The sequence below is a fragment of the Pseudoalteromonas sp. MMG007 genome (assembly GCF_018100985.1).
Taxonomy (GTDB): Bacteria; Pseudomonadota; Gammaproteobacteria; order Enterobacterales; family Alteromonadaceae; genus Pseudoalteromonas.
In genome coordinates, this window is sequence record NZ_JAGJEI010000001.1 from 404,676 (window position 1) to 426,599 (window position 21,924).

22 protein-coding genes are annotated in these 21,924 nt (G+C 38.8%); 10 read left to right on the forward strand and 12 right to left on the reverse strand.

Annotation, left to right across the window (positions count from 1 at the left end):
* Positions 1–161: 161 nt before the first annotated feature.
* From J8L71_RS18460 to J8L71_RS01930, 3 genes are all read left to right on the forward strand, one after another.
* Positions 162–581 carry a hypothetical protein gene (locus J8L71_RS18460; protein WP_247655161.1) on the forward strand — a complete coding sequence of 140 codons (420 nt, stop codon included), beginning with the start codon at positions 162–164 and terminating at the stop codon, positions 579–581.
* A gap of 26 nt (positions 582–607) precedes the next feature.
* Entirely contained in the window at positions 608–1,396 is a 789-nt protein-coding gene (locus J8L71_RS18465; protein ID WP_247655162.1) for a hypothetical protein, read from the forward strand.
* Positions 1,397–1,634: 238 nt separating this feature from the next.
* Positions 1,635–2,129: a hypothetical protein gene (locus J8L71_RS01930; protein ID WP_210999023.1), complete on the forward strand. Its 495-nt coding sequence runs from the start codon at positions 1,635–1,637 to the stop codon at positions 2,127–2,129.
* 183 nt (positions 2,130–2,312) lie between these two features.
* Here the strand turns inward: J8L71_RS01930 and J8L71_RS01935 are convergent, their stop codons facing one another.
* On the reverse strand, positions 2,313–2,558 hold the full coding sequence (locus J8L71_RS01935) for a DUF4235 domain-containing protein (protein ID WP_058547062.1): 246 nt from the start codon (positions 2,556–2,558) through the stop codon (positions 2,313–2,315).
* 155 nt (positions 2,559–2,713) lie between these two features.
* Positions 2,714–3,097, reverse strand: coding sequence for a hypothetical protein (locus J8L71_RS01940; protein ID WP_210999024.1), 384 nt, complete (start codon positions 3,095–3,097; stop codon positions 2,714–2,716).
* A 245-nt stretch (positions 3,098–3,342) separates the two neighbouring features.
* Here J8L71_RS01940 and J8L71_RS01945 point away from each other — a divergent pair, with 245 nt between their 5' ends.
* Positions 3,343–3,933, forward strand: coding sequence for an ACP phosphodiesterase (locus tag J8L71_RS01945; RefSeq protein ID WP_210999025.1), 591 nt, complete (start codon positions 3,343–3,345; stop codon positions 3,931–3,933).
* A gap of 177 nt (positions 3,934–4,110) precedes the next feature.
* The gene (locus tag J8L71_RS01950; RefSeq protein ID WP_210999026.1) at positions 4,111–4,419 is read left to right on the forward strand and encodes a hypothetical protein; all 309 of its coding nucleotides are present in this window, start codon (positions 4,111–4,113) and stop codon (positions 4,417–4,419) included.
* A 124-nt stretch (positions 4,420–4,543) separates the two neighbouring features.
* Here the strand turns inward: J8L71_RS01950 and J8L71_RS01955 are convergent, their stop codons facing one another.
* The 4 genes from J8L71_RS01955 to J8L71_RS01970 all read right to left on the reverse strand — a co-directional run bounded on the left by J8L71_RS01955 (position 4,544) and on the right by J8L71_RS01970 (position 7,326).
* Positions 4,544–5,221, reverse strand: coding sequence for a DUF799 domain-containing protein (locus J8L71_RS01955; protein WP_210999027.1), 678 nt, complete (start codon positions 5,219–5,221; stop codon positions 4,544–4,546).
* A 1-nt stretch (position 5,222) separates the two neighbouring features.
* Positions 5,223–5,570 carry a DUF4810 domain-containing protein gene (locus tag J8L71_RS01960; protein ID WP_210999028.1) on the reverse strand — a complete coding sequence of 116 codons (348 nt, stop codon included), beginning with the start codon at positions 5,568–5,570 and terminating at the stop codon, positions 5,223–5,225.
* Positions 5,570–6,250: a CsgG/HfaB family protein gene (locus J8L71_RS01965; RefSeq protein WP_007378468.1), complete on the reverse strand. Its 681-nt coding sequence runs from the start codon at positions 6,248–6,250 to the stop codon at positions 5,570–5,572. The genes J8L71_RS01960 and J8L71_RS01965 overlap by 1 nt, the downstream gene beginning before the upstream one ends.
* A gap of 305 nt (positions 6,251–6,555) precedes the next feature.
* Complete coding sequence (locus J8L71_RS01970) at positions 6,556–7,326, reverse strand: DUF1223 domain-containing protein (protein ID WP_210999029.1); 771 nt, start codon at positions 7,324–7,326, stop codon at positions 6,556–6,558.
* 177 nt (positions 7,327–7,503) lie between these two features.
* Here J8L71_RS01970 and J8L71_RS01975 point away from each other — a divergent pair, with 177 nt between their 5' ends.
* Positions 7,504–8,181 (forward strand): glutathione S-transferase family protein, encoded by a 678-nt coding sequence (locus J8L71_RS01975; RefSeq protein WP_210999030.1) that lies wholly within the window; start codon positions 7,504–7,506, stop codon positions 8,179–8,181.
* A 108-nt stretch (positions 8,182–8,289) separates the two neighbouring features.
* On the opposite strand, the gene J8L71_RS01980 is transcribed toward J8L71_RS01975, so the two are convergent.
* Entirely contained in the window at positions 8,290–11,226 is a 2,937-nt protein-coding gene (locus tag J8L71_RS01980; RefSeq protein ID WP_210999031.1) for a TonB-dependent receptor, read from the reverse strand.
* A 606-nt stretch (positions 11,227–11,832) separates the two neighbouring features.
* Positions 11,833–12,348 carry a DNA starvation/stationary phase protection protein Dps gene (gene dps / locus J8L71_RS01985; RefSeq protein WP_210999032.1) on the reverse strand — a complete coding sequence of 172 codons (516 nt, stop codon included), beginning with the start codon at positions 12,346–12,348 and terminating at the stop codon, positions 11,833–11,835.
* Between the two features lie 334 nt (positions 12,349–12,682).
* Between dps and J8L71_RS01990 the strand changes: the two genes are divergently transcribed.
* Positions 12,683–13,462, forward strand: coding sequence for a nucleoside-binding protein (locus J8L71_RS01990; protein ID WP_210999033.1), 780 nt, complete (start codon positions 12,683–12,685; stop codon positions 13,460–13,462).
* Between the two features lie 119 nt (positions 13,463–13,581).
* On the opposite strand, the gene J8L71_RS01995 is transcribed toward J8L71_RS01990, so the two are convergent.
* Positions 13,582–14,361 carry a DUF2189 domain-containing protein gene (locus J8L71_RS01995; protein ID WP_210999034.1) on the reverse strand — a complete coding sequence of 260 codons (780 nt, stop codon included), beginning with the start codon at positions 14,359–14,361 and terminating at the stop codon, positions 13,582–13,584.
* 249 nt (positions 14,362–14,610) lie between these two features.
* Between J8L71_RS01995 and J8L71_RS02000 the strand changes: the two genes are divergently transcribed.
* The 3 genes from J8L71_RS02000 (at position 14,611) to J8L71_RS02010 (ending at position 18,308) form a co-directional block, all read left to right on the forward strand.
* A complete protein-coding gene (locus J8L71_RS02000; RefSeq protein ID WP_210999035.1) occupies positions 14,611–15,444 on the forward strand; it encodes a mechanosensitive ion channel domain-containing protein in 834 nt (277 codons plus the stop codon).
* 233 nt (positions 15,445–15,677) lie between these two features.
* Complete coding sequence (locus tag J8L71_RS02005; RefSeq protein WP_210999036.1) at positions 15,678–17,744, forward strand: catalase; 2,067 nt, start codon at positions 15,678–15,680, stop codon at positions 17,742–17,744.
* A 90-nt stretch (positions 17,745–17,834) separates the two neighbouring features.
* Entirely contained in the window at positions 17,835–18,308 is a 474-nt protein-coding gene (locus J8L71_RS02010; RefSeq protein WP_210999037.1) for a VOC family protein, read from the forward strand.
* A 30-nt stretch (positions 18,309–18,338) separates the two neighbouring features.
* Here the strand turns inward: J8L71_RS02010 and J8L71_RS02015 are convergent, their stop codons facing one another.
* The 3 genes from J8L71_RS02015 to J8L71_RS02025 form a co-directional block, all read right to left on the reverse strand.
* Positions 18,339–19,097 carry a DUF6515 family protein gene (locus J8L71_RS02015; RefSeq protein ID WP_210999038.1) on the reverse strand — a complete coding sequence of 253 codons (759 nt, stop codon included), beginning with the start codon at positions 19,095–19,097 and terminating at the stop codon, positions 18,339–18,341.
* A 235-nt stretch (positions 19,098–19,332) separates the two neighbouring features.
* On the reverse strand, positions 19,333–20,607 hold the full coding sequence (locus tag J8L71_RS02020; RefSeq protein ID WP_210999039.1) for a YHYH protein: 1,275 nt from the start codon (positions 20,605–20,607) through the stop codon (positions 19,333–19,335).
* A gap of 298 nt (positions 20,608–20,905) precedes the next feature.
* Positions 20,906–21,802 (reverse strand): LysR family transcriptional regulator, encoded by an 897-nt coding sequence (locus J8L71_RS02025; RefSeq protein WP_210999040.1) that lies wholly within the window; start codon positions 21,800–21,802, stop codon positions 20,906–20,908.
* Positions 21,803–21,924 lie beyond the last annotated feature (122 nt).

Here is a 21,924-nt window from a genome sequence, read left to right on the forward strand (position 1 = left end):
AACATAAAGCCTATGTAACAACCACAGCTAAAGAAGAATACAGATGCTATGGGAGGTACGCGCTCAGCTTGCTGGCACTAGGGGCTAAAAAGTTAAACCTAAACCGCTCACATAGTAAACACTCTCGCCCTATGCTTTAATATTAAAAACAAGGGGGCGTTATGCGTAAAAATCGATTTTTATTTAATAAACACGTTGTGGCAATGGCTACGCTAGGGGCTTTAGCTGTGCCGTTGCCTGTACTAAGTAATGAGCCTGGGGTGTTAGTTGAGCAGGTTTGTGCCAGTTGCCATAGTTTAAACAACCTTGAGCGCAGTGCGGGTTATAGCAAAGAGGATTGGCAAACACTAATAAGCTATATGGTTGATACCGGTGAAGGCACTGCTCTTAGTAAAGATATAAGCACGTATTTGGCAAAGCATTACCCTGTTAACACTAAGCGCGAGTCAACGGTGGTAAAAGGCGATTTAAAACTTACTTTTAAATACTGGCAAGTACCAACGCTTGGGCAGCGCGCTCGCGATCCCGTGCAAGGTAAAACGGGATTATTTGGTGGGTTGGCCAGTGGGGCAACATTTTAGGTAAGTTAAATCCTAAAACAGGTGAAATGAAAGAGTACACGTTGCCAAGTGGTACGTACGCGCACAGTGTATCGCTTGACAAAAACCAAACCCCTTGGTTTTTAGGCAATAAAAATGGCACGGTTGGGTTTTTAGACTTAAAAACCGAAAAATTTAAGGTGTATAAAATGCCTGATAAAAACGCCCAAGACCCGCATACTGGCGTGTTTGATAGCGCAGGCATATTTTGGTTTACCCTGCAGCACAGCAACATGGTTGGCAAGCTAGACCCAAAAAGTGGCGATATTAAACTGGCTACTTTACCCACTAAAGGCTCGCGTCCTTATGGTATTAAGCTTGATTCAAAAGGTACGCCGTGGGTGTCGTGTAACGGCAGTAACTGTTTAATCAAAGTTGATAAAAACACCATGGCGCTTAGCGAAATAAAACTCCCAGGCGCTAAAACACATACTAGGCGCCTTGCTATTACGCCTGATGATATGGTGTTTTATGTGAACTCTGGCATGGGTAAACTTGGCCGCTATAACCCCAAAAACGGTAAAATAACGCAGTGGGATAACCCAAGCGGTAAAAACAGCCACCCGTATGCTATTGAATATGCCGATAACGCTATTTGGTTTAACGAGTCAGCCAAGCGCCCCGAAACGTTAGTAAGGTTTGATTTAAAAGCTCAAACCATGCAAAGCTGGCAAGTTCCGAGTAAAGGTGGGGTTTATTCTGGCTTAATTAGGCATATGCGTATGGGGAATAATGGTTTAATTATTCATCAAACAGCGACTAATCAAATTGCCGAAGTTACGTGGGCTAGTAAATAGTTAATTAGAGTTGTGCTTTTAACCTGCATTAAATAACTGCATGTTTTAAAACTGTTTTCGGCATAATAATTTTACTAATGGAAGTAGGAGTATTTTACAAACGTTAGCAATATTTACTTTAAAGAATTTAAGGTAGGTATAAAGTTTAATGTTAACTTATTGATTAGATTGGGTATTTTTAATGGCTTACGTTTTGCTTAGTAATAGGTGTATTTTTTAAATAAATAAAGGAGTTATTATGAGTACCGTTATTACTGGGTTATTTGATAATGCATCACAAGCAACACTGGCTATTTATAGATTAGAAGCGTTAGGCGTTAGCGAAGCTGACATAAGTGTTGTAGCTAACGACTCATACGCAAAGGAAGATTTTGCTGTTGACGAAGGAACAAAAGCTGCTGAGGGTGGCATTGTAGGTGCGGCTTCAGGTGGTATTATTGCAGCCATTGTTGGTGGTTTTACCGCCGTAGGTACAGTGGCAACAGGTGGTACTGGTTTATTAGTAGCAGGCCCATTAGTGGCCGCGTTTGCAGCGGGTGGTGCTGGTGCTGCTGTAGGTGGTACTTTAGGTGCTGCAATCGGTGCGTTTATTCCTGAGCACGAAATTAAATATTATGAAGATGCGATTGAAAAAGGCTCTATTTTAATAGGTGTTAAGTACGATAGCGATAACAAAAATGCTATTGAAGAGATACTTAACAACGCAGGCGCAAGTAACGTGTCTACTGCATAATCATTTATTGATTTAGAAAAAGGTGAAACTTAGTTTCACCTTTTTTTTGTGCTAATTTTTATGTACTAAGCAATTAAGCTTAAACATACATAGTGCAATCTCTTGTATAGCTAGCAGCAAATCCCCCTTATAAATATAAGTATTTATAAGGGGGATTTGCTGTATTAGAGTGACTTACTTCGGTTACTTAGATTTTCGCTTATCTAGTACATAACGCACAGCCATTCTTGCAGCGCCAGCGCCAATCCCCGAAACCACTGCCCATGTAACAGCTTCTTTAAGATCGGTTTTTTCGCTTGGCTTGTCTTTAGGTGCAGGCTCATTGGTAACCTTTTCCCACGACTTTTGTAAAGTTTTCCTTGTTAACATACCTGCAGAAGCAGCTGCGAGACCTATACCTATCGTCGTAATTAGTTGTTTATTACTCATATTGTCCTCGTTTTATTTAATAGCGGCAGAGTTATTAGTTGTTAACTCTTAAAGTAAGAACATTAAAAACAGCAATTTACGTACCGATAGACGTTTGAGGATAAAAAGCACTGCTATTAACTAAGAGGTTATTTTACTGATGCTTAGCAATATTATTAAGTTTGCGGGTCAGTACCTAGTAAGGCGTTTATGTAGGCGAGTTCTTCACTAAAAACTCCGTTAAAAAATGCGCATTGTTCAATGATTACAGCGTCGTTTGGTTGGGCTTTGTATTCTTGCTGGCACCTTATAAGTTCGGTCGTTAACCATTGGCAGGTATTGGTCGCTGAGTTTATTGCTTTTTTTAAAAATGATGGCCATTTTATTTTTTGTAAATTAAAGCGGTAAAGCACCACTGCAATATCCCCATAAGCTTGTTGCTCAAGAGAAGGGCTGTTTTCACTGTTTATTGAGAGGCTGCCTAAAAACCTTGTACTGACTAGCGCTTGCTGAAGAGCAGTTTGTTGTGGTTGACTTAAAAAGGTATTTTCGTGATCCATGGGAGGCCTATGTCAGCTGTTTGCAGGGCAATATAAAAAGTAAAATACTTTACTATTTATGCGCACCAAAATTCAGAAACAGTGATAACAAAATAAGACTGACCCTTTACTGAATTAATAAAACATAATTGTAATTGCTGAGGCGCTTTAAAGTGCGTGATTTTATTGCTTTGAGCGAGCTCATCTGAATTTTATGCAAATTTAGGTTACCATTAATAAACGTTAATAACTAAATCAGGGAACATGTGAATTATTTAGCTCACCTTTATTTAGCAAAGCCTACCGCTGATTCTCACTTTGGAAATTTGCTGGGTGACTTTGGTGGCAAAAGGCACCTAGAACAATTGCCAAACACTGTTAAAAATGGGCTCGATAACCACTATTTAGTTGATAAATTTACCGACTCTCACCCATTAGTAAAAGAAGCCAAACAGTACTTTTCACCCGAGCGAAAGCGCTTTGCTGGCGTGGCTATTGATGTGGTGTTCGATCACTTTTTAATTATGCATTGGCAACGCTTTAATAAGCAGCCTTTAAACGATTTTAAGTACAACAGCTTTGCGCTTTTAAACAAACGTATACCGATTATGCCACCGCGTATGCAACAGGTTGTAGCCAGTATGACTAAAAACGATTGGTTTAAAGAGTACGAAACGATAAATGGAGTCGGGCTTGCGCTTGATAACATAGCCAAACGCATTCGGTTTACTAATAACTTTGCAGGTTCCGCTGAGGATATAACGCGTAACTACAATGAATTAGAAGCGGTATTTTTAGCATTTTTTCCAGAGCTGATTAAGCATGTAAATGAGAACGGCCTTGAAAGAGGTTGCTAAAAATAGTCGTTATGAGCGTTTCACATTAAATAAGAGCAGGAGCAGAAAAAGAACCCTAAAGGCTCAAATATACATAAACTAACATTGCGTAAAGCAATTAATAGTAAAATATGGGCGGGCTGTAGTGTATTCCCTTAGTGAAGAAATATTGTTGAAATTTAAAAGGAAGTAGATTTTATGCCTGATGTAACGGCGCTTATTTATATAGCTATTATGGCTTTTTATTTATTACATAAAAACGAAGAAGCCAAAATATTAGTACCCGTAATTGGCTTTGCTGCAATTCCTCTTTTTAGCAACGATTACTGGCTATGGTTTAAGGTAAGTGTAGGGTTGGGAATTTATGTATTGATGTTGGAAAAAGCTAAAGCAGGGTATACCGGTGGTGGCGCTGTTTCAGCATTTGCTATGTTTTTTATGTTGGCTTTTTTAGTTAGTATTTTTATAAAAACTATTTTTTCTGTTGCTATTAATTTTAGTTTTTAAAATCTGCTCTAAATACTTAAAAGTAACTTAGCTAGGCTTTTTAGCTAAGTAAGCTGTTATTAATAAGGCCGAATCCCATTTTATGGTTCGGCCTTTTTAAGTTTTAGGTTAATAACAATAAGAGTTATTTTTTCTTTTCGCTTGGTGCTGGTTGGCCATAATTAGGTGAACGAGGTCCATATAATAAGCCGTTGTAAATATCTGAAGAAAGTAAGCGTGTTGAAGTCATTGCTGCGATTTCAAAGCCTTTATCAGTGACAGTTTCAGCAATTTGATTAATTGCTGCAATAACAAGCATACCTACAAGGCCGCCACCTCCGTTACTTTGTTGTTCCGCTGAAGAGGCTCTTGCTTTGCCTTGCCATAATTGCTCGCCAGTGCGTAAATCAACTAATGAGGCTGACACAGTTACAGCTGTTTCGCTAGAAATTACAACATAGCTAGTACCGTATTCTTCAATAGTGATGTAAAGCGCAGAGTCTGCACCAAAAATTTCATGTAACTTATTCAGCGGTACTTGATGCACGTCGCTTGCAACAGTGAGGCCATTACCTTTAAAGGTTTGCTCAACTAAAGCAACAGGAAAAACATAGAAACCCGACTCAGCTATAGGCGCGACCATTTGAGTCATCACACTGTATGGGGCAATTACTTCAGGTGTATTATTCAGTGGAGGTAAAATAATAACTGAGTGAGGGTCTGCTTGTTTAAATGCTGTGTAGTCATGTGCTGGTGGAGGTGAAACACAACCAGCGAGTAATGCGACTAATGCGATCGCTGTGTATGATTTTAAATTAAACATATTAAGCGCCTTTCGCAGATTTTAGAAGGAAGTCAATGTAATGAACTGATTCTGGGAAAAGTGATTTCTCAGTTTCGAAGTGGGTAGTGCCTAATGAAGGATTACCCGTTTCAAAGTACAGCATACCTAGATGAGCATGTAGGCCAGGGGCAACATTCTTACTTTTGTTTGCGGCATCGGCGATAATTTGCTCAAGCATACTAATTTGCTCTTCGGCTGTTACGTCATCTGCTTTTAAATAGGCGTATACGGCAGTGCTATAGTCGCCGTAATAGTAAATAGGTTCTTTCGTTGAGTTACAACCCGTTAGGGCTATACAAACAAATGCTAAGGTAACTAGCTTTTTCATTATTTATTGCCCCATTGGCCAGCTTCAAGACCAGTCACTAACTTGTTAACGACTTCGCGAATTGCTAGGTCAAGTACTTTGCCATTTAATGTGGCATCGTATGAAGCTGTGCTACCAAAACCAATAACTTCACGTTCTGATAAGCTGTATTCACCTGCACCTTGCACTGAATAAATAACTTCTGATGTAGTAACATCAACAACATTAAGCGTTACTTTAGCGTAAGCAATTTGCGATTTACCTTTACCCAATAAACCAAAAAGTTGACGGTCGCCAATAGCTTTACGGCCAAACTCTGTTACATCACCAGTTACAACAAATTTAGCACCGCTAAGAACTTGCTTTGTACCTGTTAGCTTTGCTTCTTCTGCAAGGGCTGCCATATTGTCGCGATCAAGCACACTGAAGCGATTTGTTTGTTGTAAGTGGCTCATTAGTGTTGTTTTTGCTTGGCTGCCTAAACGGTCTTGACCCGATGAAAATATACCATTTTGAAAGCTTGAACGGTTTACAAACTGACCTACGACTAGTTTACTTTTTGTACCTGAGTAGGTTGTGTTATAGCTAGCAACAGTTGGTGTTTCTATTACTTTTGATGACGTTGTAGCACACCCAGCTAAAGACGAAGCTGTAATTGCAGCGATTACAATTGTTTTAATGTGGCTTTGGTTAATTCGCATAAATTTTTGTCCATATAGATAATTGCAGAAGTTTTTATTGATAGGCGCTTGTTTTTTATACTTATAAGTCAATTACTTATTTCAAGAGTCCATTCAACTTACTTTATAAACAAAAGTTGATGTAAATACAATGTTATTTGTATTTTATGCAGGTACACACAATAAAAAAGAATAAATTCTTTGTAATAACAATGCTAATTCATTAGTTTTTAAATTATTGAAAGCCTTTTTCGATAGTTGATATAAAGGGCATTTATTGCGCGCTGAGTTGTTAATTCGTAATTTTATTCCAATTAACCTTAATTTTAAAACCAATCAGCTGCAACTTGTAGTGGGGTAGGGTCGCCTTTTTCAGATACCCAAAATACTAGGGCTTGCTTTGTTGGCGATATTTTTTTAGCGCGAGGCAGGGTTAAGTCGGTTAATGATAATTGCTGCTTGGTTTTCATGTCACTTTGCTCGTAACCAACAACTACAAAGTCGTGCTTTAACTTATAGCCTGCGTTTTCGCCGCTGTGTATTTGTGTTTCTATACCAAAGCCTAACAGAACTACATGAGCTATTAAGTTTTGGTTAGTGCCACCTTCGGTATTAACCGTATCGTATTTGAGGTTAATTTTACTGTTGTTTATAGTCGCTTTTAAATTACCTAAATAAGGGGTTTTAGTTATAGGTATGTCTTGTTTATAAAACCAACCTTGCCACCCGCTGCCGTTAACCATAAACCCGGGTGTTGCTACAATACTACTTTTACCGAGTGCCTTGTACGTGCGTTGTCTTTTACTAAAAACAGTCAAGGCAAACGGGTCTTTCCATCCCAAATAATCCCAATAAGTAACATGAAAATTAATAGGAATTAAATCAGTCCATAGCTTTTTATCATCTGTAAACGTTGAAATCCAGCGCTCTGCTGGTGGGCAACTACTGCAACCTTGCGATGTGTAAAGCTCTAAAAAGGTAGTCGGATTAGCTGTACTGGAAATAGTTACTTGCTCAGCAGCTTGGCTTTGAAAGCAAAAAATTATTAACCCAACAAGTGAGATAAAAAATGGCTGGGATAGTGCTTTAAGAGGCATGTTACTTCTCGCAAAGGCTGATATTGCATTCAGCTTAAATGATATTTACGAATGAAGTATCACGAAATCCTCACAATTAAATCACGTTTTAACTGTGTATTTTACTTAGTTAAAACTTAATTTGAACGTTCGCTCAAGTTGTGCTTTAATCATTGCTCAATTATTGAGGAACTTTACATGATTAAATTTTATTTTCACCATACTCCTAACCCAATGAAGGTTGCACTTTTTTTAGAAGAAACAGGCTTGCCGTTTGAACTTGTTCCTCTTGATACTTTAAAAGGTGAGCAACATACACCTGAATTTAAGGCAATTAATCCAAATGCTAAAGCGCCAGCAATTGTTGATGGTGAAACTCGTGTGTTCGATTCGAATGCTATTTTAATGTACCTTTCTGAAAAATATGCAAAGCTAGAAGGCAAAGCTGAAGACCGCGCTGAAATGCTTTCATGGTTAATGTTTATTGCATCGGGTTTAGGTCCATACTCAGGACAAAGTGTTCACTTTAGACATATGGCACCTGAAGGGCTTGATTACGCGGTTAATCGTTACTTACGTGAAGCGCAGCGCCATTATGAAGTCCTTGATACACACCTTGAAGGCCGTGACTTTATAGTGGGTGATGAATACACAATTGCTGATGTATCTGCTTGGGGTTGGATTGATAAAGCACCAGTAGTATTAGGTGAAGAGGGCTTAGCACCATACCCTAATTTAAAACGTTGGTTTGAGAGCATAGATAGCCGCCCAGCGGTTGCTCGTGCGCGTAAAATTGGTACCGATGTAGCTTTTAAGAAAGAGTTTGATGAAGAGGCTAAACGAGCATTCTTCCCGTCTAACTACCCTAAATCATAGAGTTCTAATATATTGATACGATAAGCCAAAATAGCTTACTAAATAGAATCTTATATTTTAAAGTTATTAAAAAAGCCTGCTTTACGCAGGCTTTAGCTTTCAGGGAAATTAGAACTTAGCGCGGATACCAAAGCTGTATCTGCGATCTGCTTCGGTGTATTTCCAAGCGCCACCTAATTCAGATAGGTAGATAGAAGGCTCACCTGTTAAGTTAGTTGCATTGCCTACTAAGGTCACGTTTTCGTTAATGTCCCAACTTGCTGAGAAGTCTAACTGACCACGGTCGTCGCGGTAGTTGTTACCGTAAACAGTACCTTCTGCTGAAATACTGCCGTCTGAGTTAATATTTTCAACGCGTTTTTCGTTTTCACTATCTAAGAAGCTATCGCGGTAGTTATAAGCTAAACGTGTAGAAAATCCTTCGTATTCCCAAAATACTTGTAAGTTATAGGTATTTTTAGAAATATCTAACAATGGGTTACCGTTAGGTTGTTCGCTGTCTGCGTAGGTGTAGTTTGCGTTTATACCCAGACCAGAAAAAGCACCAGGTAAGCTTGTAAAGAACTGCTGGTAGCCTACTTCAAAACCTTGAACTGAACCATTTTCGCCATTTACATTTTTAACGGTATCAATACCTGTTAAGCCTGCATCGCGAAGCTCTGATACATGGTTAAAGCCATCAGCATCAACAGGGAAGTCGGTTGTATCTGAGTAAACTAAGTTATCTTGAGATACACCTGCGGTATCAAGCTGACATACTTGGTTCCACTGCGTCACGTTTTGACCCGCAGTGCTAGAAGATGCCTGACAGCTGCTTTCGTTACTTAAGAAAGATTCAACGTCCTTATAAAACACTGCAAACGATATTACGTTCCCTTCGTCAAAGTAATGCTCTACTGATAGGTCGTATTGAGTTGCACGGTATGGTTCTAAATCTATAGACCCTTGCGTTGCGCCTGTAATATCGTTATTAACATCAAACGCAGGGCTTAGCTCACTAAAATCAGCTCTTCGCATTACTTTTGCAGCTGCAAAGCGAAATAATGTTTCATCAGAGTAGTTATAGGTAACGTTTAAGCTTGGTAAAAAGTCACTGTAGTCATTTTCACCTGTTACTTTTTCACCGTTTAAATAAACGCTTGATTCTAAATCTGTTGTTACATAACGACCACCGACAATTGCAGTGATGTTGTCAAAGTCTAAGTAAGCTGAAACATAAATTGCGGCTGTATCTTCAACTACGTTACGGTACGCACTCTCTTGAAACTCTTGGTTATCTGAAAGGCTACCTGTAGAAGCTAAGTTAGTACCTGCAAGTAACTGTTGTAACTGAGCATAAGTATTTGCAGGGTTAGACAAACCGTTATAGCTTAAAAATGTGAGTAGGTCGTTTTGGCCAGAGCTGCCTAGTTGATCAAACGAGTTATCGTGACTCACTGTTGTAAAGCTATTTGAAAAAGCAGCATTGTAATCATCTACCCATAAAGTCGCTAATGAACCGTCTGAGTCATTAAATGCATTTTTATAAATGTCTTTAATTTCAACTTTGTATTGCTCGTACTCGTAATCTCGGTTGGTAACACGTACACCGGTTTTTATTTTAGATACCCAGCTTAAGCTGCTGATAGGTTCAAACATTTCTACGTCAAAACGAATGGCTGTTTCATCGTTGTCTGTTCTTTTGTCTTCACTTTTAAAAGTGCGTAATGCAAGGTTTTGAGGGTCGGTAAACGCGTTGGGATCTGAGTGAATGATGCTGGGTAGTTTATTCCCATCTTGCGAAAAAGTACCGTCGTATAAGTGGTTTACTAAATCAACACCGCCGCTTGCTTCAAATGTAGATTTTTCAATTGGGCGAAGAGTAAATTCAGAATCAGGTCTTACGCTTTCAGATGATGCAACAGCAATTTCACCAGAAATTTTTATATTGTCAGTGATATTCCATTCTGCACCAAGTGCATTTGAAAACGAGTCAGTTTCTCTAAAGTCACTGTATGTTTTTGGAATGCCAAATTCGTTTGTTAGTGTGTAATTATTTACGCCATTGGCATCCTGAGTAGTGTTTGCATCGGTTGATAAAGAGCCTGCCACACCTAAAATTGAGTTACCGGCTTGATCACCAGAGCGCTTAGTGCCGCTTAAATCAAGATACACCATACCGTTACCAGACTGTGGAGCCCACTGCAGCGATAAATTTACAGCGGTGCGTTCACGTTTTTCTACGTATTGCTCAACACTGTGCTCGTCTCTTACTATGGCATTACCACTAGGTGTATTGCCTGGTTGACCATTAATTTCAATATCTTGCGGTTTTACACGGCTTGAGGTTTCATCTTGACGAATTTCACGGTCTTGATATGAAAACATCACAATAGCACCAAAACTACCCATTTCATCAAAGTCCCAATTGTCACCAATTGAGCCACTAAAAATAGGGGCTAAATTTTCAGTTTTATCTGCATATTCGCCATCGATAGAAATAGCGCCTGTAAGTTTATCAAGCTCTAAAGGGCGAACTGTTTTTAAGCTAACGGTTCCGCCTAACGCGCCTTCAATCATGTCAGCGGTTGGTGATTTAACAACTTCTACTGTTTTTAGGAAGCTAGAAGGGTAATCTTGTAAGCTAATACCATCACGCGAGTCACCAATGGTAGAACGGCCATTTAATTCAACGCGGTTTTGCGGCAAGCCACGAATAGATACACTGTCACCCACACCAAAGTCGGTATTAATAGAGACGCCTGTAATACGCTGAAGTGCTTCAGCAATATTATTATCAGGCAGTTTACCAATATCTTCTGCTACAACAGCATCTACAATACGTCCGTCTGTGCGTTTTAGCATTGCTGCGGCTTTCATACTGCCTAGCATACCTTTTACTTCAATAACTTCTATATCATCAGCGGGTATATCTGATGTGGTTGGCGCTTCCTGTGCTGAAATAGTAGAAGATGCCATTAATAATAGGGCTGCAGCACTAAGTGTAGTTGAGCTACTTTTTGGGTGCTTATTAATTAGCGTTGAAGTGATTTGATTGAGTTTCATGTATCTCTCCCGTTTGGGTACGACTTGCGTCATTGTGTGTGTGTATTTGGTTTTGGTTAACCAATATTGTTGTGTGCTTTCTGTATTGTGTCATACAGATTGTGTGGTTGAAATTAGTACAATTTAAATTTTATTACAACCTTTGTTTACCAAAATTTCATGTAATGTATTACAAATTGTTTTTTAATTAACTTATATTTAATTTGTTCAATAGGTTAAGTAATATGAGTGATTTTAAAAATATTTAACCTAATTAAAAAAATAACCTTTACCAAAGACATTTTATGTATGATTTTTATTATTTATTGAGGTATTTATAACTATTTAGAATATTTTTTATAGGTATTTAGTCGTTAATATTTTGCCCATATTAGTTTGGAGAGACATTGATTGAGTGGATGCTTACAAAACATCTACGATGAAATAGCTAGGCAAAAATTATTGTTTTAAATTTTTATAATTTATTTGGTAATACCAATATTCTATTGTTTTTAAATTAATTATGTATTAAGGGATTTGCTAAGAGGTATTAAGCGGGAGGGATTTTTATCTTAAATGCACACAAAAAAGCCCCGTATAAACACGAGGCTTTTCAATACAACTGTATTAGTTTTGTAATTGGCCTGAAGCCGACTCAATATGAGCACGTACAAACCATTGAAATTGTTCTAACTCAGCTAGTTGACTTGTGATCATGTCTTCAGATACTGGATCTAACTCAGAAAGCGTTTCGATTGCCTTGCGATGATCGCTGTTAATGCCATTGTATACTTTGTCGAGTGCACCTAAATGCTCGGTAACTAAACCTTTCCCAACTGAATATTCGTTCCATGAACGGCGGTCAACAATTGACTGTGGTGTGCCAACAGGTACGCCGCCAAGCGTAGCAATGCGCTCTGCTATTGTATCAGTCATTTCGCGTACAACTTCAACCTGTGGATCTAGCATTTCATGCACACCTATAAAGTTAGGGCCAACAACATTCCAGTGAATATGTTTTAAAGTTAGCTGTAAATCGATAAGCGCAACCATACGGTTGTCGAGTGTGGCAATTGTGCTTTGCGCTGCATCGTTATCCATACCGGGTGCTGTAAATTCGGCTACTTTATTTGTATTGCTCATAATGTCTCCTGTTATGTGATTTATTGCTTGTAGGATTTTACAAACATGACTTGGTAATGAAGAAGCAATGCGTATGCCGAATTTTTAACTTTTATAATTGATTGATTTTTAATGATATAATTTAAATTTAAATCTTTCTAAGCGTTAAAATAAAATGTGTTTATGAATTATCTGCAGCTCTTTTGTAAATTATGCACACCGATATTTAGTCCCTTCAGATATGTAGCTAAAGTACTTATAAGCTGGCATTAATATTTATTACTACTTACTTTAGTTGGTGATTACTCACTGATATACTCCTGCCGCATTTTAATTGGAGTTCTGTTAATAATATATGAATTTTTTAAAAACACTGTTTACAGCATTTATACTGCTTTTGTCTCACACAGCATGGGCAGAAAATTGGAGTGTTACACAGCTCCATACAAATTTTGGTGATGCTTTAAACCCTTTCACAGGGGAGTCGTCATTTACACGCACATACACCTTAGAGCATGCATCTGAGCATGGCCTAGGAGACAACTACTTTTTTATCGATTTTTTAAACGACAGCTATACAGATGGTTTTCAAGATACGGGGATCTATGGCGAGTGGTACACAACATTGAGCTTAACCAAAGCATTCAATACGCGGTGGAGCTATGGCCATATAAAAGATACAGGTTTAGTCTTTGGAATTAATGCAGGCGAAGAAGGTTTAATGAAATATACCCCAGGTATAAAGCTAAGTTGGGATGCACCAGGCTTTGATTTTTTAACCACTACTTTTGCAGGATACATTGACGCTAACGGTGGTATCCAAAAGGAGCAGTTAGCTAAGCAAGATAACAGTATTTTTGTGGATCTTGCTTGGGGGGCACCTTTTTCGCTCGCCAAGCAAGCATTTTACTTTACCGGACATGTTGAATATATTTCAGGGCGTAATGACGAGCAAGGTAATAAGGTAAACGAGTGGTTACTCGCTCAGCCCGCCATATATTGGGACGTAGGCCAAAACTTTGAGCTTGATGCTAAGCAATTAATGGTAGGGATTGAATGGCGCTATTGGTATAACAAGCTTGGTACCGATGACATAGAAAATCAGCCATTTTTGCATGCACTATGGGTGTTTTAATAAGCACTTTAAACCAGAGGTTGCTTTGTAGCTGGTTTTATTACTTATAAAAAAATAGCGCCTAAGGCGCTATTTTTATTTAGTGTGGTTGGTGTACTTAGTGTGGTTGGTTGTAACAATTACTCGTAGCCACGAGGCTTTTTAGTTTTGATCACTGCTATATAAGCGTGCCAGCTGGCGTAGCTTAGTAAGGGCATGATTACTATAAAGCCGGTAGCGCCTGTGGCAAAACCAATGGCTACTAGCAAAAATATGCATATTGACCAAACGATCATAGCTGAAAAATTAGTTTTTACTGCATTCATAGAGCTTATAACTGCAGTCATAATGTCTACACGGCGTTCCATCATTATTTGAGGAGCAAATGCCGATAGAGAAAACACAGTGACTAACAGCACTGCGCCAATCAAGCTGCCAAGAGTTAAAAATGCAGATAACTCTTCAAATGTTGGATTAGCATGGCTTGGATACAATGCGTGAACAAGTGCAGCTAAACGCATCCATGCAATCATTATTACCATAAGTAGTATGGCAAATCCCCATTCTCCTACTGGGTTTCTAAACATCGACTTAATAGAATGCTTAAAGGTTGGTTTATGGCCTTTTTCTAGCTCCCAAGCCACGTCGTAAAGTCCTGCAGCAAAAGCTGGTCCTATAAGAACAAAAGCAACGGTAGCCGGCAGGATGACCAAGTAGGTGCCTGTAAAAACGGCTGAATAGACAATGGCAACAGGTATAAGCGTAAATATAACCCCATAAATGAGGCTTAAAATGGGAGCGCGAGTTATATCTTTGAATGCGAGTGCAAGCCAGTGGAAAGCAGCAAAGGTATCTACTTTATTGCATTCAATGCAGCGAGCAAATTCAACATGTTTATTAATGGTGTTTGTTGTTGGCATAACAATGTTCCTTAACAAGGTGTCTCTTAAAGGTTTAGAACACATTGTCTTTATTTACAAATTGAACAATATATACGCAATGAAATAATAATTTGCTCACATTATGTTCACTTAAATAAGGGGAATAATAAATCTCTTCAGTAAGAGATGTATTTATTAGGTATAAATTCCTAATTTAGTTAATGAATAGTTAAATAAATAAACTTATAATGCGTCGGTTAATTTACAACTTCTTTTATAGGAACATGAATGAATGACTTAATAAATGATATTGATGTGAATCAATATTTACCGGCTGCTCTTGAGTGGGCTACTAATATATTGCTAGCAATCGCTATACTGCTAGTAGGCTTATGGCTTGCGGGTAAAGTAAGAAATTTAATTATAGGTTTGTGCCATAAATACACGCATTTAGACGATACGCTGTTTCGCTTTTTAGGTAGTATGGCTCGTTACATTATTTTAGCGTTTGTATTTATTGCGGTATTAAACCGTTTTGGTGTGCAGACAGCTTCTATTATTGCGTTATTAGGCGCTGCAGGGCTAGCAATTGGTTTAGCACTGCAAGGTGCTATGTCTAACTTAGCTGCAGGCGTTATGTTGCTTATATTTAGACCTTACAAAGTGAACGATTTTATTGAAGCTGCAGGGCGTTTTGGTAAAGTGACAGAAGTTGATATGTTTACCACTATTTTACAAACATTCGATAATCAGCAAGTTATCATTCCAAATAGTCAAATTTGGGGAGCGCAAATAATTAATCACTCACATCACCCAATTCGTGGTGTAGACATGCATTTTGGCGTAGCTTACGACGAGAACACTGATGCAGTTCGTAAAGTAATAGATAGCGTGTTAGAGGCTCATCCACATATTTTAAAAGATCCAGCACCTTTTGTTGAAGTAGAAACACTTAATAACAGCTCGGTTGATTTTTTAGTACGCCCATTTTGTAAAGGCGAACATTACTTTGAAATTTTATACACTGTGCCAGAGCTAATTAAAAAAGCACTAGATGAAAACAATATAGAGATCCCGTTCCCTCATCGTAAAGTTATCTTAGTTAACGAAAATAAAGACTAATATAAATCCTTTTAAATAGAGCACTTTTTAGTGCTCTTTTTTTATATGAAAAAGTTACACGCCTTTGTAATTTTTTCTTTTGTAAATTATCTCAAATACTACTTTTTTACCTGCATAGCCTCTTTTTACTCGGTTGAGTGAATGGTCTTCATTTTGCATTTGATTAATTTCTTTAGCGTTAAAGCGTGTAAACACCTCTAATCCACCAAATCAAATTGTATGAAGGAATAAACATGGCTGAATCATTTAAATATGCTGGTAATAAAGGGCACGGCGGCGAACTCCATCAACAGGCCTCAGATGAACACCCTGCAATGACCACAGCGCAAGGCTGCCCAGTGAGTGATGATCAAAACTCATTACGCTCAGGCAAACGCGGACCAGGGTTGCTAGAAGATCACGTAATGCGAGAAAAAATATTTCACTTTGATCACGAGCGTATTCCAGAGCGTGTAGTGCACGCTAGAGGTTATGGTGCTCATGGTTACTTTGAAACTTACGATACGCTTGAAGATTTAACATGCGCCGATATTTTTCAGCGTAAAGGTGAAAAAACACCTGTATTTGCACGATTTTCAACAGTTGCAGGCAATAAAGGTTCGCCGGATCTAGCACGTGATGTACGCGGCTTTGCGGTTAAGTTTTACACCCAGGAAGGTAACTGGGATTTAGTGGGTAACAACATACCTGTATTCTTTATTCAGGATGCAATGAAGTTTCCTGATTTAATTCATAGCGCTAAAGCAGAACCTGATCGCGGCTTCCCGCAAGCACAAACTGCTCATGACAATTTTTGGGATTTTGTGAGTTTATCACCAGAGGCAATGCACATGGTTATGTGGGCAATGTCTGACAGAGCTATTCCTCGCTCGCTGCGATTTATGGAAGGTTTTGGTGTTCATACATTCAAATTTATTAACGCTAAAGGCGATGAAAAATTTGTTAAGTTTCATTGGAAACCTAAAGGTGGCATGCAATCAGTTGTATGGAACGAAGCACTTAAACTCAATGGCGCTGATCCTGATTTTCACCGCAGAGACATGTGGGAGTCTATAGGTAATGGCGATTTCCCTGAATGGGAATTAGGCGTACAAGTATTTGACCAGCAATTCGCAGATGAGTTTGAATTTGATGTTTTTGATGCCACTAAACTTATACCAGAAGAGCAAGTGCCAGTACAAATTGTTGGCCGAATGGTACTTGACCGCGTAGTAGATAATTTTTTTGCAGAAACAGAACAAGTTGCTTTTTGTACACAGAATATTGTGCCAGGACTTGATTTTACACCTGATCCGTTATTGCAAGGACGTAACTTTTCATATTTAGATACGCAAACAAAACGCCTTGGCGGCCCTAACTTTACGCACATTCCGGTGAATGCGCCTAAATGCCCAATGCGCCACTTTCAGCAAGATGGGCACATGGCAATGCACAATCCAAAAGGGCGTGTTAATTACGAGCCAAACTCCTGGAACGGCGACGAAAACAACCCGCGCGAATGCCTGGCGCATGGATTTAAAAGCTCAAGTAAAGAAGAGGGAGGCGACAAACTTAGATATCGCTCTGAAACATTTGCAGATCACTACAGTCAAGCACGCCAGTTTTATTTAAGTCAAACAGACGTTGAGCAAGCGCATATTCAATATGCCCTAGTCTTTGAGCTTTCAAAAGTAGAGCATGTTGGAATACGAGAGCGCATGGTTTCGCATTTACTCAATATAGACAACACATTGGCCCACGAAGTAGCCAAAGGGCTTCGCCTAAAAGAAATGCCAGAGCCAGCTGAAGCGGCAATGCCAACTCGCGACGATTTGCCTACTTCAGATGCACTCAGTATTTTAAAAAATGCACCTAGCACCTTTAAAGGACGAAAGTTGGGTATTTTGGTTAGTGATGGCTTTGACGCAGATATTTTTAATTCTGTAACAAACAAGCTTGATGACGAAGGTGCTAATTTTGAGATTATTGCTGCGCAAGTAGGTGGAGCAAGCTGTAGTAATGGTAAACATGTCGCAGCAGATCAAGTTATTAATGGCGGCCCATCTGTACTATACGATGCAGTGCTAATTCTTAGCACAACTGAAGGTGCGCAAAAGCTTGCCGATATTCCTGAAGCTAAAGACTTCATAAACGATGCTTATGCGCATATGAAATACATTGGCTTTACGCCAAACGCGGAGCCGCTGTTTAAAGCTGCAGGGCTTGAGAGTAAAAAAGATGAAGGATGGATTGATTTAGATAAAGTATCTAGCGATGGCTTTGTTAAATCGTTGCGTAATCTTCGCTTTTGGAAGCGTTAAGTTAAAATTTTGCGCATTGTTTAATGTTAGTTAATCTGAGTTTAGGTTAACTAACATGCCTAAATTTGCGCAAAACAAAGGATAACTGTTATGACCTTTACAGCCATGTCAAAAGAGCACAATACGATAATACCGTTTTTAATTATGGATGATGCACAGCAAGCCATTAGTTTTTATAAGAAGGTATTTAATGCCGAGCTAATTTCGCAAATGCCCTTGCCTGAAGGAGGTATAGCGCATGCTGAAATAGCTATTGGTAATACACCATTAGTTGTAGCCGACGCTTGTCCACAAGAAGGCCACCACAGCCCGCATAAAATTGGAGGCTCACCCGTAAACCTAATACTTTATGTTAAAGATGTTGATAGTGTATTTAGTCGCGCGCTAACGCTGGGCGCTAAGCTCGTTAGACCTATACACACGCAATTTTATGGTGATCGTGCTGGCACATTTGAAGACCCGTTTGGCCATATATGGACAGTGGCAAATCAAAAAAAAGATGTGGAGAAAGAAAGTATTGAACAACGAATGGCTAATTTAATGACAAAAGAGCAAGACGCCTAACACGGCTTGCTCTTTTTATTCGTAGGTTTATTAGCCTAAATTTATAGCTAAATATTTTATTTCGTCTTCACTTATTTGCGGTAAAAAATAAATATCGTCATATTTAAAATATTGTTGCTCATTAATTGTAACTGCCTCAGCTGTAATAGGCAGCGTATCGTAAGTTTGCCCAAGTTCGTAATTGATAGCAGTACCTACCTTTACCGCCTTATTAACTATTACGTTTGGAGCGTCAACTACTCTATAACCATTATTGTCTGCTACGTAATATACATTTTGGTACGTGTAGTACGTTGTATTATGACGTTTAAAATACGAGTAATGCTTTGGTAATGAGCGAACTCTTAGGCCTCTTGGTGGCTTAACCACATGATAGCCGCTTTTTGCTTTTCGGTAGTAAATGCCGTCACTGAATGTAAACGAAATACCATTAAATCTAATTGATGCGCTGTTTCGCGGTATGTTGCTAAAGTAACGCCCAGGCCTGTATGTAACCACATTATGGCGCTTATTTTTTAAATAAGTGTACTTGCGCTTGTCATGTTTGTAATGAGCAATTTTACGTTTTGTCTCTTTACGTTGTTCGCGTTTTTCTTTTTTACGCTGTGTTGGTTTATCTTTTTTATATGCTATACGTTGTTTTTTGTCTTCGCGACGTTCATCACGCTTATATTCAACGCGCTTTGCACGTTCTTTATTAACCTTTTCTCGCTCGTTTTGTGCTCCAAGCGCAGAGCCAGATATACAGCCAAAAGCCAGTAGTGCTGGTAGTAAATAAGTTAGTTTCATAATATTGCCTCATGTATGTATTACATAATTGAGTTCAATACTAGCGTTTTAAACTGAATGTTAACTGACCTATTTTAATTATATGCCTTACCTTTACAGCTTTTTACTAACACTTACTGTTGTTGACATTAGCCTACACTTACTCACACTTTTGCCGCTTTTCGAAACTAATAGTCTTATATTTATGATATTAATTGTTGCGCCAAGCACTCTTTATGCATGGCGCAAATTAACATTAACGTGTTGGCTTTTTAGGGAGAGCTGATTTTAGCTCATCTTGTGTAACATTTAATTTTTTTGCCACTACGCTTAAGTCAGCGTTAGGGCCACCAGCATCTTGCATTGTTTTTAAAAGTAGTTGTTCGCTAATACCTAGCTTTTTAGCCGCTTGAGAAAAGTCTGGTCGTGGCATTTTACCACCTCCGCCGCCAAGTGGTTCATGGCGCGTAATTTTAGTGCCTTGAGGTGGTTTAGCACCAATACCGGCTTGAGCTGTAGTGGTAAAATTGTTTTTAGCTACAACACCTTTTAGGCATTTAGGTAAGTTTGGAAATGTATTACTTGCATGGTAGTGATACGTAATTATGCCTTTTTCACCAGTAGGGCCGGTGTGCCCATTACAGCTATCAAGATCAGTTGGTATGGAAGCGTCAACTTCAAGGCTTCCGAAAATTGGAAAACCGTCAAATCCATAACCAAACAAGGCGCTTGGGGCTTGTGGTAAGTTATTACAGTTGGCATTTACGTGTTCATGTTTATAAACGCTGTCGATATCGCTCGCGGTACCGTGGTAGTGATACCAACCACCAGGGTCAATATGGCCGGCGCAAGTATCCAGTGCTGGCAAATGGCCAGTATGCTGTACACTTGGCGCGTCTGAAAAAATAGGCACGCCGGCAAGAGCAATACCTACTTTTGATACTACACCAAGCTTTTTTGAGTTTTTAGCCATAACAGGATGAAGGGGTAAAAGGGCGGTAATTTCTACGCTCTTATCTACCGATACGTTTATACAGGCGTGATCAACAGAGGGGCGAATGGTGGCGTTATCTACAATATGTACGTTGCCGTCTTCGTCATAAAAGGTAAAGCCTTGCTCGTTAAGCATGGTTAAAAACGCTTCATCTAATCGGTATAGTCCAGCATCCGTGCCATCCCAATCCCAAATGCCGCCAACGTCATTGAGCGTTTCTGGGCAAAAAGGGCCGACTTCAATGTTGTCGGGCTGGTACTTCAAAACTATTTGCGCGCATTGTGACTCTAAGCCATTCTCTAGTGTGCAGTCTACGGTTTGGGGAAGCTTCACCATGGCTTTTACGTTAAAGGCATCTGTGTTAATTGATGAGCTATTCGCATTTTTTGTAAAAGAAGGAGCCGTAATGCTTTCATTTTTAGTGTGTTTCTCACAGGCTGACAAAAGTAGCGCGCAGCTCAATAAAAATACTACCATTGCTGCTTTTCTACTATTTATGTCACAGGCTAATAAATAATTTAATTTAAAGAGCGCCATATTTATCCCAAATACTGTTTAGTAATATACTCCAAGTATGGCAATAAATTGTGCAAACAAAATGAAAATACAGATACGTAAAAATTATTTAATAACACATGTTTAATAATGAAAGATTAATTGCCAATTAAACACACTTAAAACTGAGTATGTTTAACGTTTAAAGCGCAGTATTGCCTACTTATAAAAACATACTAAAAGCACAATATCGTCTAAATAAATTTCCTTTATAGCATTGTAAACTTAACCTCGAAGAGCAAGCTAGGTAAGCCTATTAAAGGATATAAAACTTAAATAATTATAGTTTTTCCCAGTAGGGAGTATCGCCAAAATAGCTGCTAAAGTAGTCTATAAAAGCTCTTACTTTAGGCGCTAACAATCGGGTACTTGGGTATACACTCCAAATAGCCGTATCAGAGGCAAGTGGGTAGTTTTCTAAAATTTGTACTAGTTCGCCACGTTGTAATTTTTTATACGCACACCAGCTCGACATTAAGGTAATACCTAAGCCTTGAGCGCAAGCGTCGCGCACAGCTTCACCGTTATCAGCGAGTAATACATTGTTAGTTTTTATATTTTGTAAACCTCGCTCTGTATTAAACGACCATGTTGTTAAGCTATGTAAATTAACACAGGTATGATTTTTTAAATCTTGTGGTGTTTTAGGCGTGCCATGCTTGGCAAGGTACTTAGGGGAGGCACAAATTAAGCGTTTATCGCGTGTTATTTTTTTGGCTATAAGTGTTGAATCTTCTAATGCGGCATCGCGTATTGCTATATCAAACCCTCCAGCCACCATATCAATAATGCTATCACTTAGGCGCAAATCTATAGTTAGATCGGGGTATTGAGTAATAAACCCTTCTAACGCAGGAATAATATGCATTCGTCCAAATGAGGCTGGGGCGGTGATGCGTAATTTTCCTTGTGGCGTAATACTGCCAATACCGACCGATGCACGGGCTAATTCTACATTAGCTAACACTTCTTCAGCATGAGGTAAAAAAGCTTGCCCTTCTTCGGTTAATGACACTTTTCGGGTGGTGCGGTGCATTAACTTAACGCCCAGGGTTTCTTCGAGTTTGTTAATTTGTGCGCTAGATACCGCAGCAGAAAGCCCAAGCTCTTTTCCTGCAAGGCTAATATTATGTGTGTTAGCAATTCTGACAAATAGGTTTAAATGGGCAATATTCATTATCAATTTTTTTTATAAAAAATAGTGTAAATTAATATATTATCAAATAGGAGCGCAGTAAACGTTATCTTACTATTTTTTGATTAAACCCTGTTAACCCACTCTTAACCCTCGCCTTAATA

Coding starts and splice junctions, on each gene's coding strand:
- J8L71_RS02015 (WP_210999038.1), bottom strand. CDS start 19,097: ATGAAACTAACTTATTTACTACCAGCACTACTGGCTTTTGGCTGTATA.
- J8L71_RS01970 (WP_210999029.1), bottom strand. CDS start 7,326: ATGCCTCTTAAAGCACTATCCCAGCCATTTTTTATCTCACTTGTTGGG.
- J8L71_RS02005 (WP_210999036.1), top strand. CDS start 15,678: ATGGCTGAATCATTTAAATATGCTGGTAATAAAGGGCACGGCGGCGAA.
- J8L71_RS01965 (WP_007378468.1), bottom strand. CDS start 6,250: ATGCGAATTAACCAAAGCCACATTAAAACAATTGTAATCGCTGCAATT.
- J8L71_RS01980 (WP_210999031.1), bottom strand. CDS start 11,226: ATGAAACTCAATCAAATCACTTCAACGCTAATTAATAAGCACCCAAAA.
- J8L71_RS01990 (WP_210999033.1), top strand. CDS start 12,683: ATGAATTTTTTAAAAACACTGTTTACAGCATTTATACTGCTTTTGTCT.
- J8L71_RS02000 (WP_210999035.1), top strand. CDS start 14,611: ATGAATGACTTAATAAATGATATTGATGTGAATCAATATTTACCGGCT.
- J8L71_RS01960 (WP_210999028.1), bottom strand. CDS start 5,570: ATGAAAAAGCTAGTTACCTTAGCATTTGTTTGTATAGCCCTAACGGGT.
- J8L71_RS01940 (WP_210999024.1), bottom strand. CDS start 3,097: ATGGATCACGAAAATACCTTTTTAAGTCAACCACAACAAACTGCTCTT.
- J8L71_RS18460 (WP_247655161.1), top strand. CDS start 162: ATGCGTAAAAATCGATTTTTATTTAATAAACACGTTGTGGCAATGGCT.
- J8L71_RS01975 (WP_210999030.1), top strand. CDS start 7,504: ATGATTAAATTTTATTTTCACCATACTCCTAACCCAATGAAGGTTGCA.
- J8L71_RS02025 (WP_210999040.1), bottom strand. CDS start 21,802: ATGAATATTGCCCATTTAAACCTATTTGTCAGAATTGCTAACACACAT.
- J8L71_RS01955 (WP_210999027.1), bottom strand. CDS start 5,221: ATGTTTAATTTAAAATCATACACAGCGATCGCATTAGTCGCATTACTC.
- J8L71_RS01995 (WP_210999034.1), bottom strand. CDS start 14,361: ATGCCAACAACAAACACCATTAATAAACATGTTGAATTTGCTCGCTGC.
- dps (WP_210999032.1), bottom strand. CDS start 12,348: ATGAGCAATACAAATAAAGTAGCCGAATTTACAGCACCCGGTATGGAT.
- J8L71_RS01930 (WP_210999023.1), top strand. CDS start 1,635: ATGAGTACCGTTATTACTGGGTTATTTGATAATGCATCACAAGCAACA.
- J8L71_RS01935 (WP_058547062.1), bottom strand. CDS start 2,558: ATGAGTAATAAACAACTAATTACGACGATAGGTATAGGTCTCGCAGCT.
- J8L71_RS18465 (WP_247655162.1), top strand. CDS start 608: ATGAAAGAGTACACGTTGCCAAGTGGTACGTACGCGCACAGTGTATCG.
- J8L71_RS02020 (WP_210999039.1), bottom strand. CDS start 20,607: ATGGCGCTCTTTAAATTAAATTATTTATTAGCCTGTGACATAAATAGT.
- J8L71_RS01950 (WP_210999026.1), top strand. CDS start 4,111: ATGCCTGATGTAACGGCGCTTATTTATATAGCTATTATGGCTTTTTAT.
- J8L71_RS02010 (WP_210999037.1), top strand. CDS start 17,835: ATGACCTTTACAGCCATGTCAAAAGAGCACAATACGATAATACCGTTT.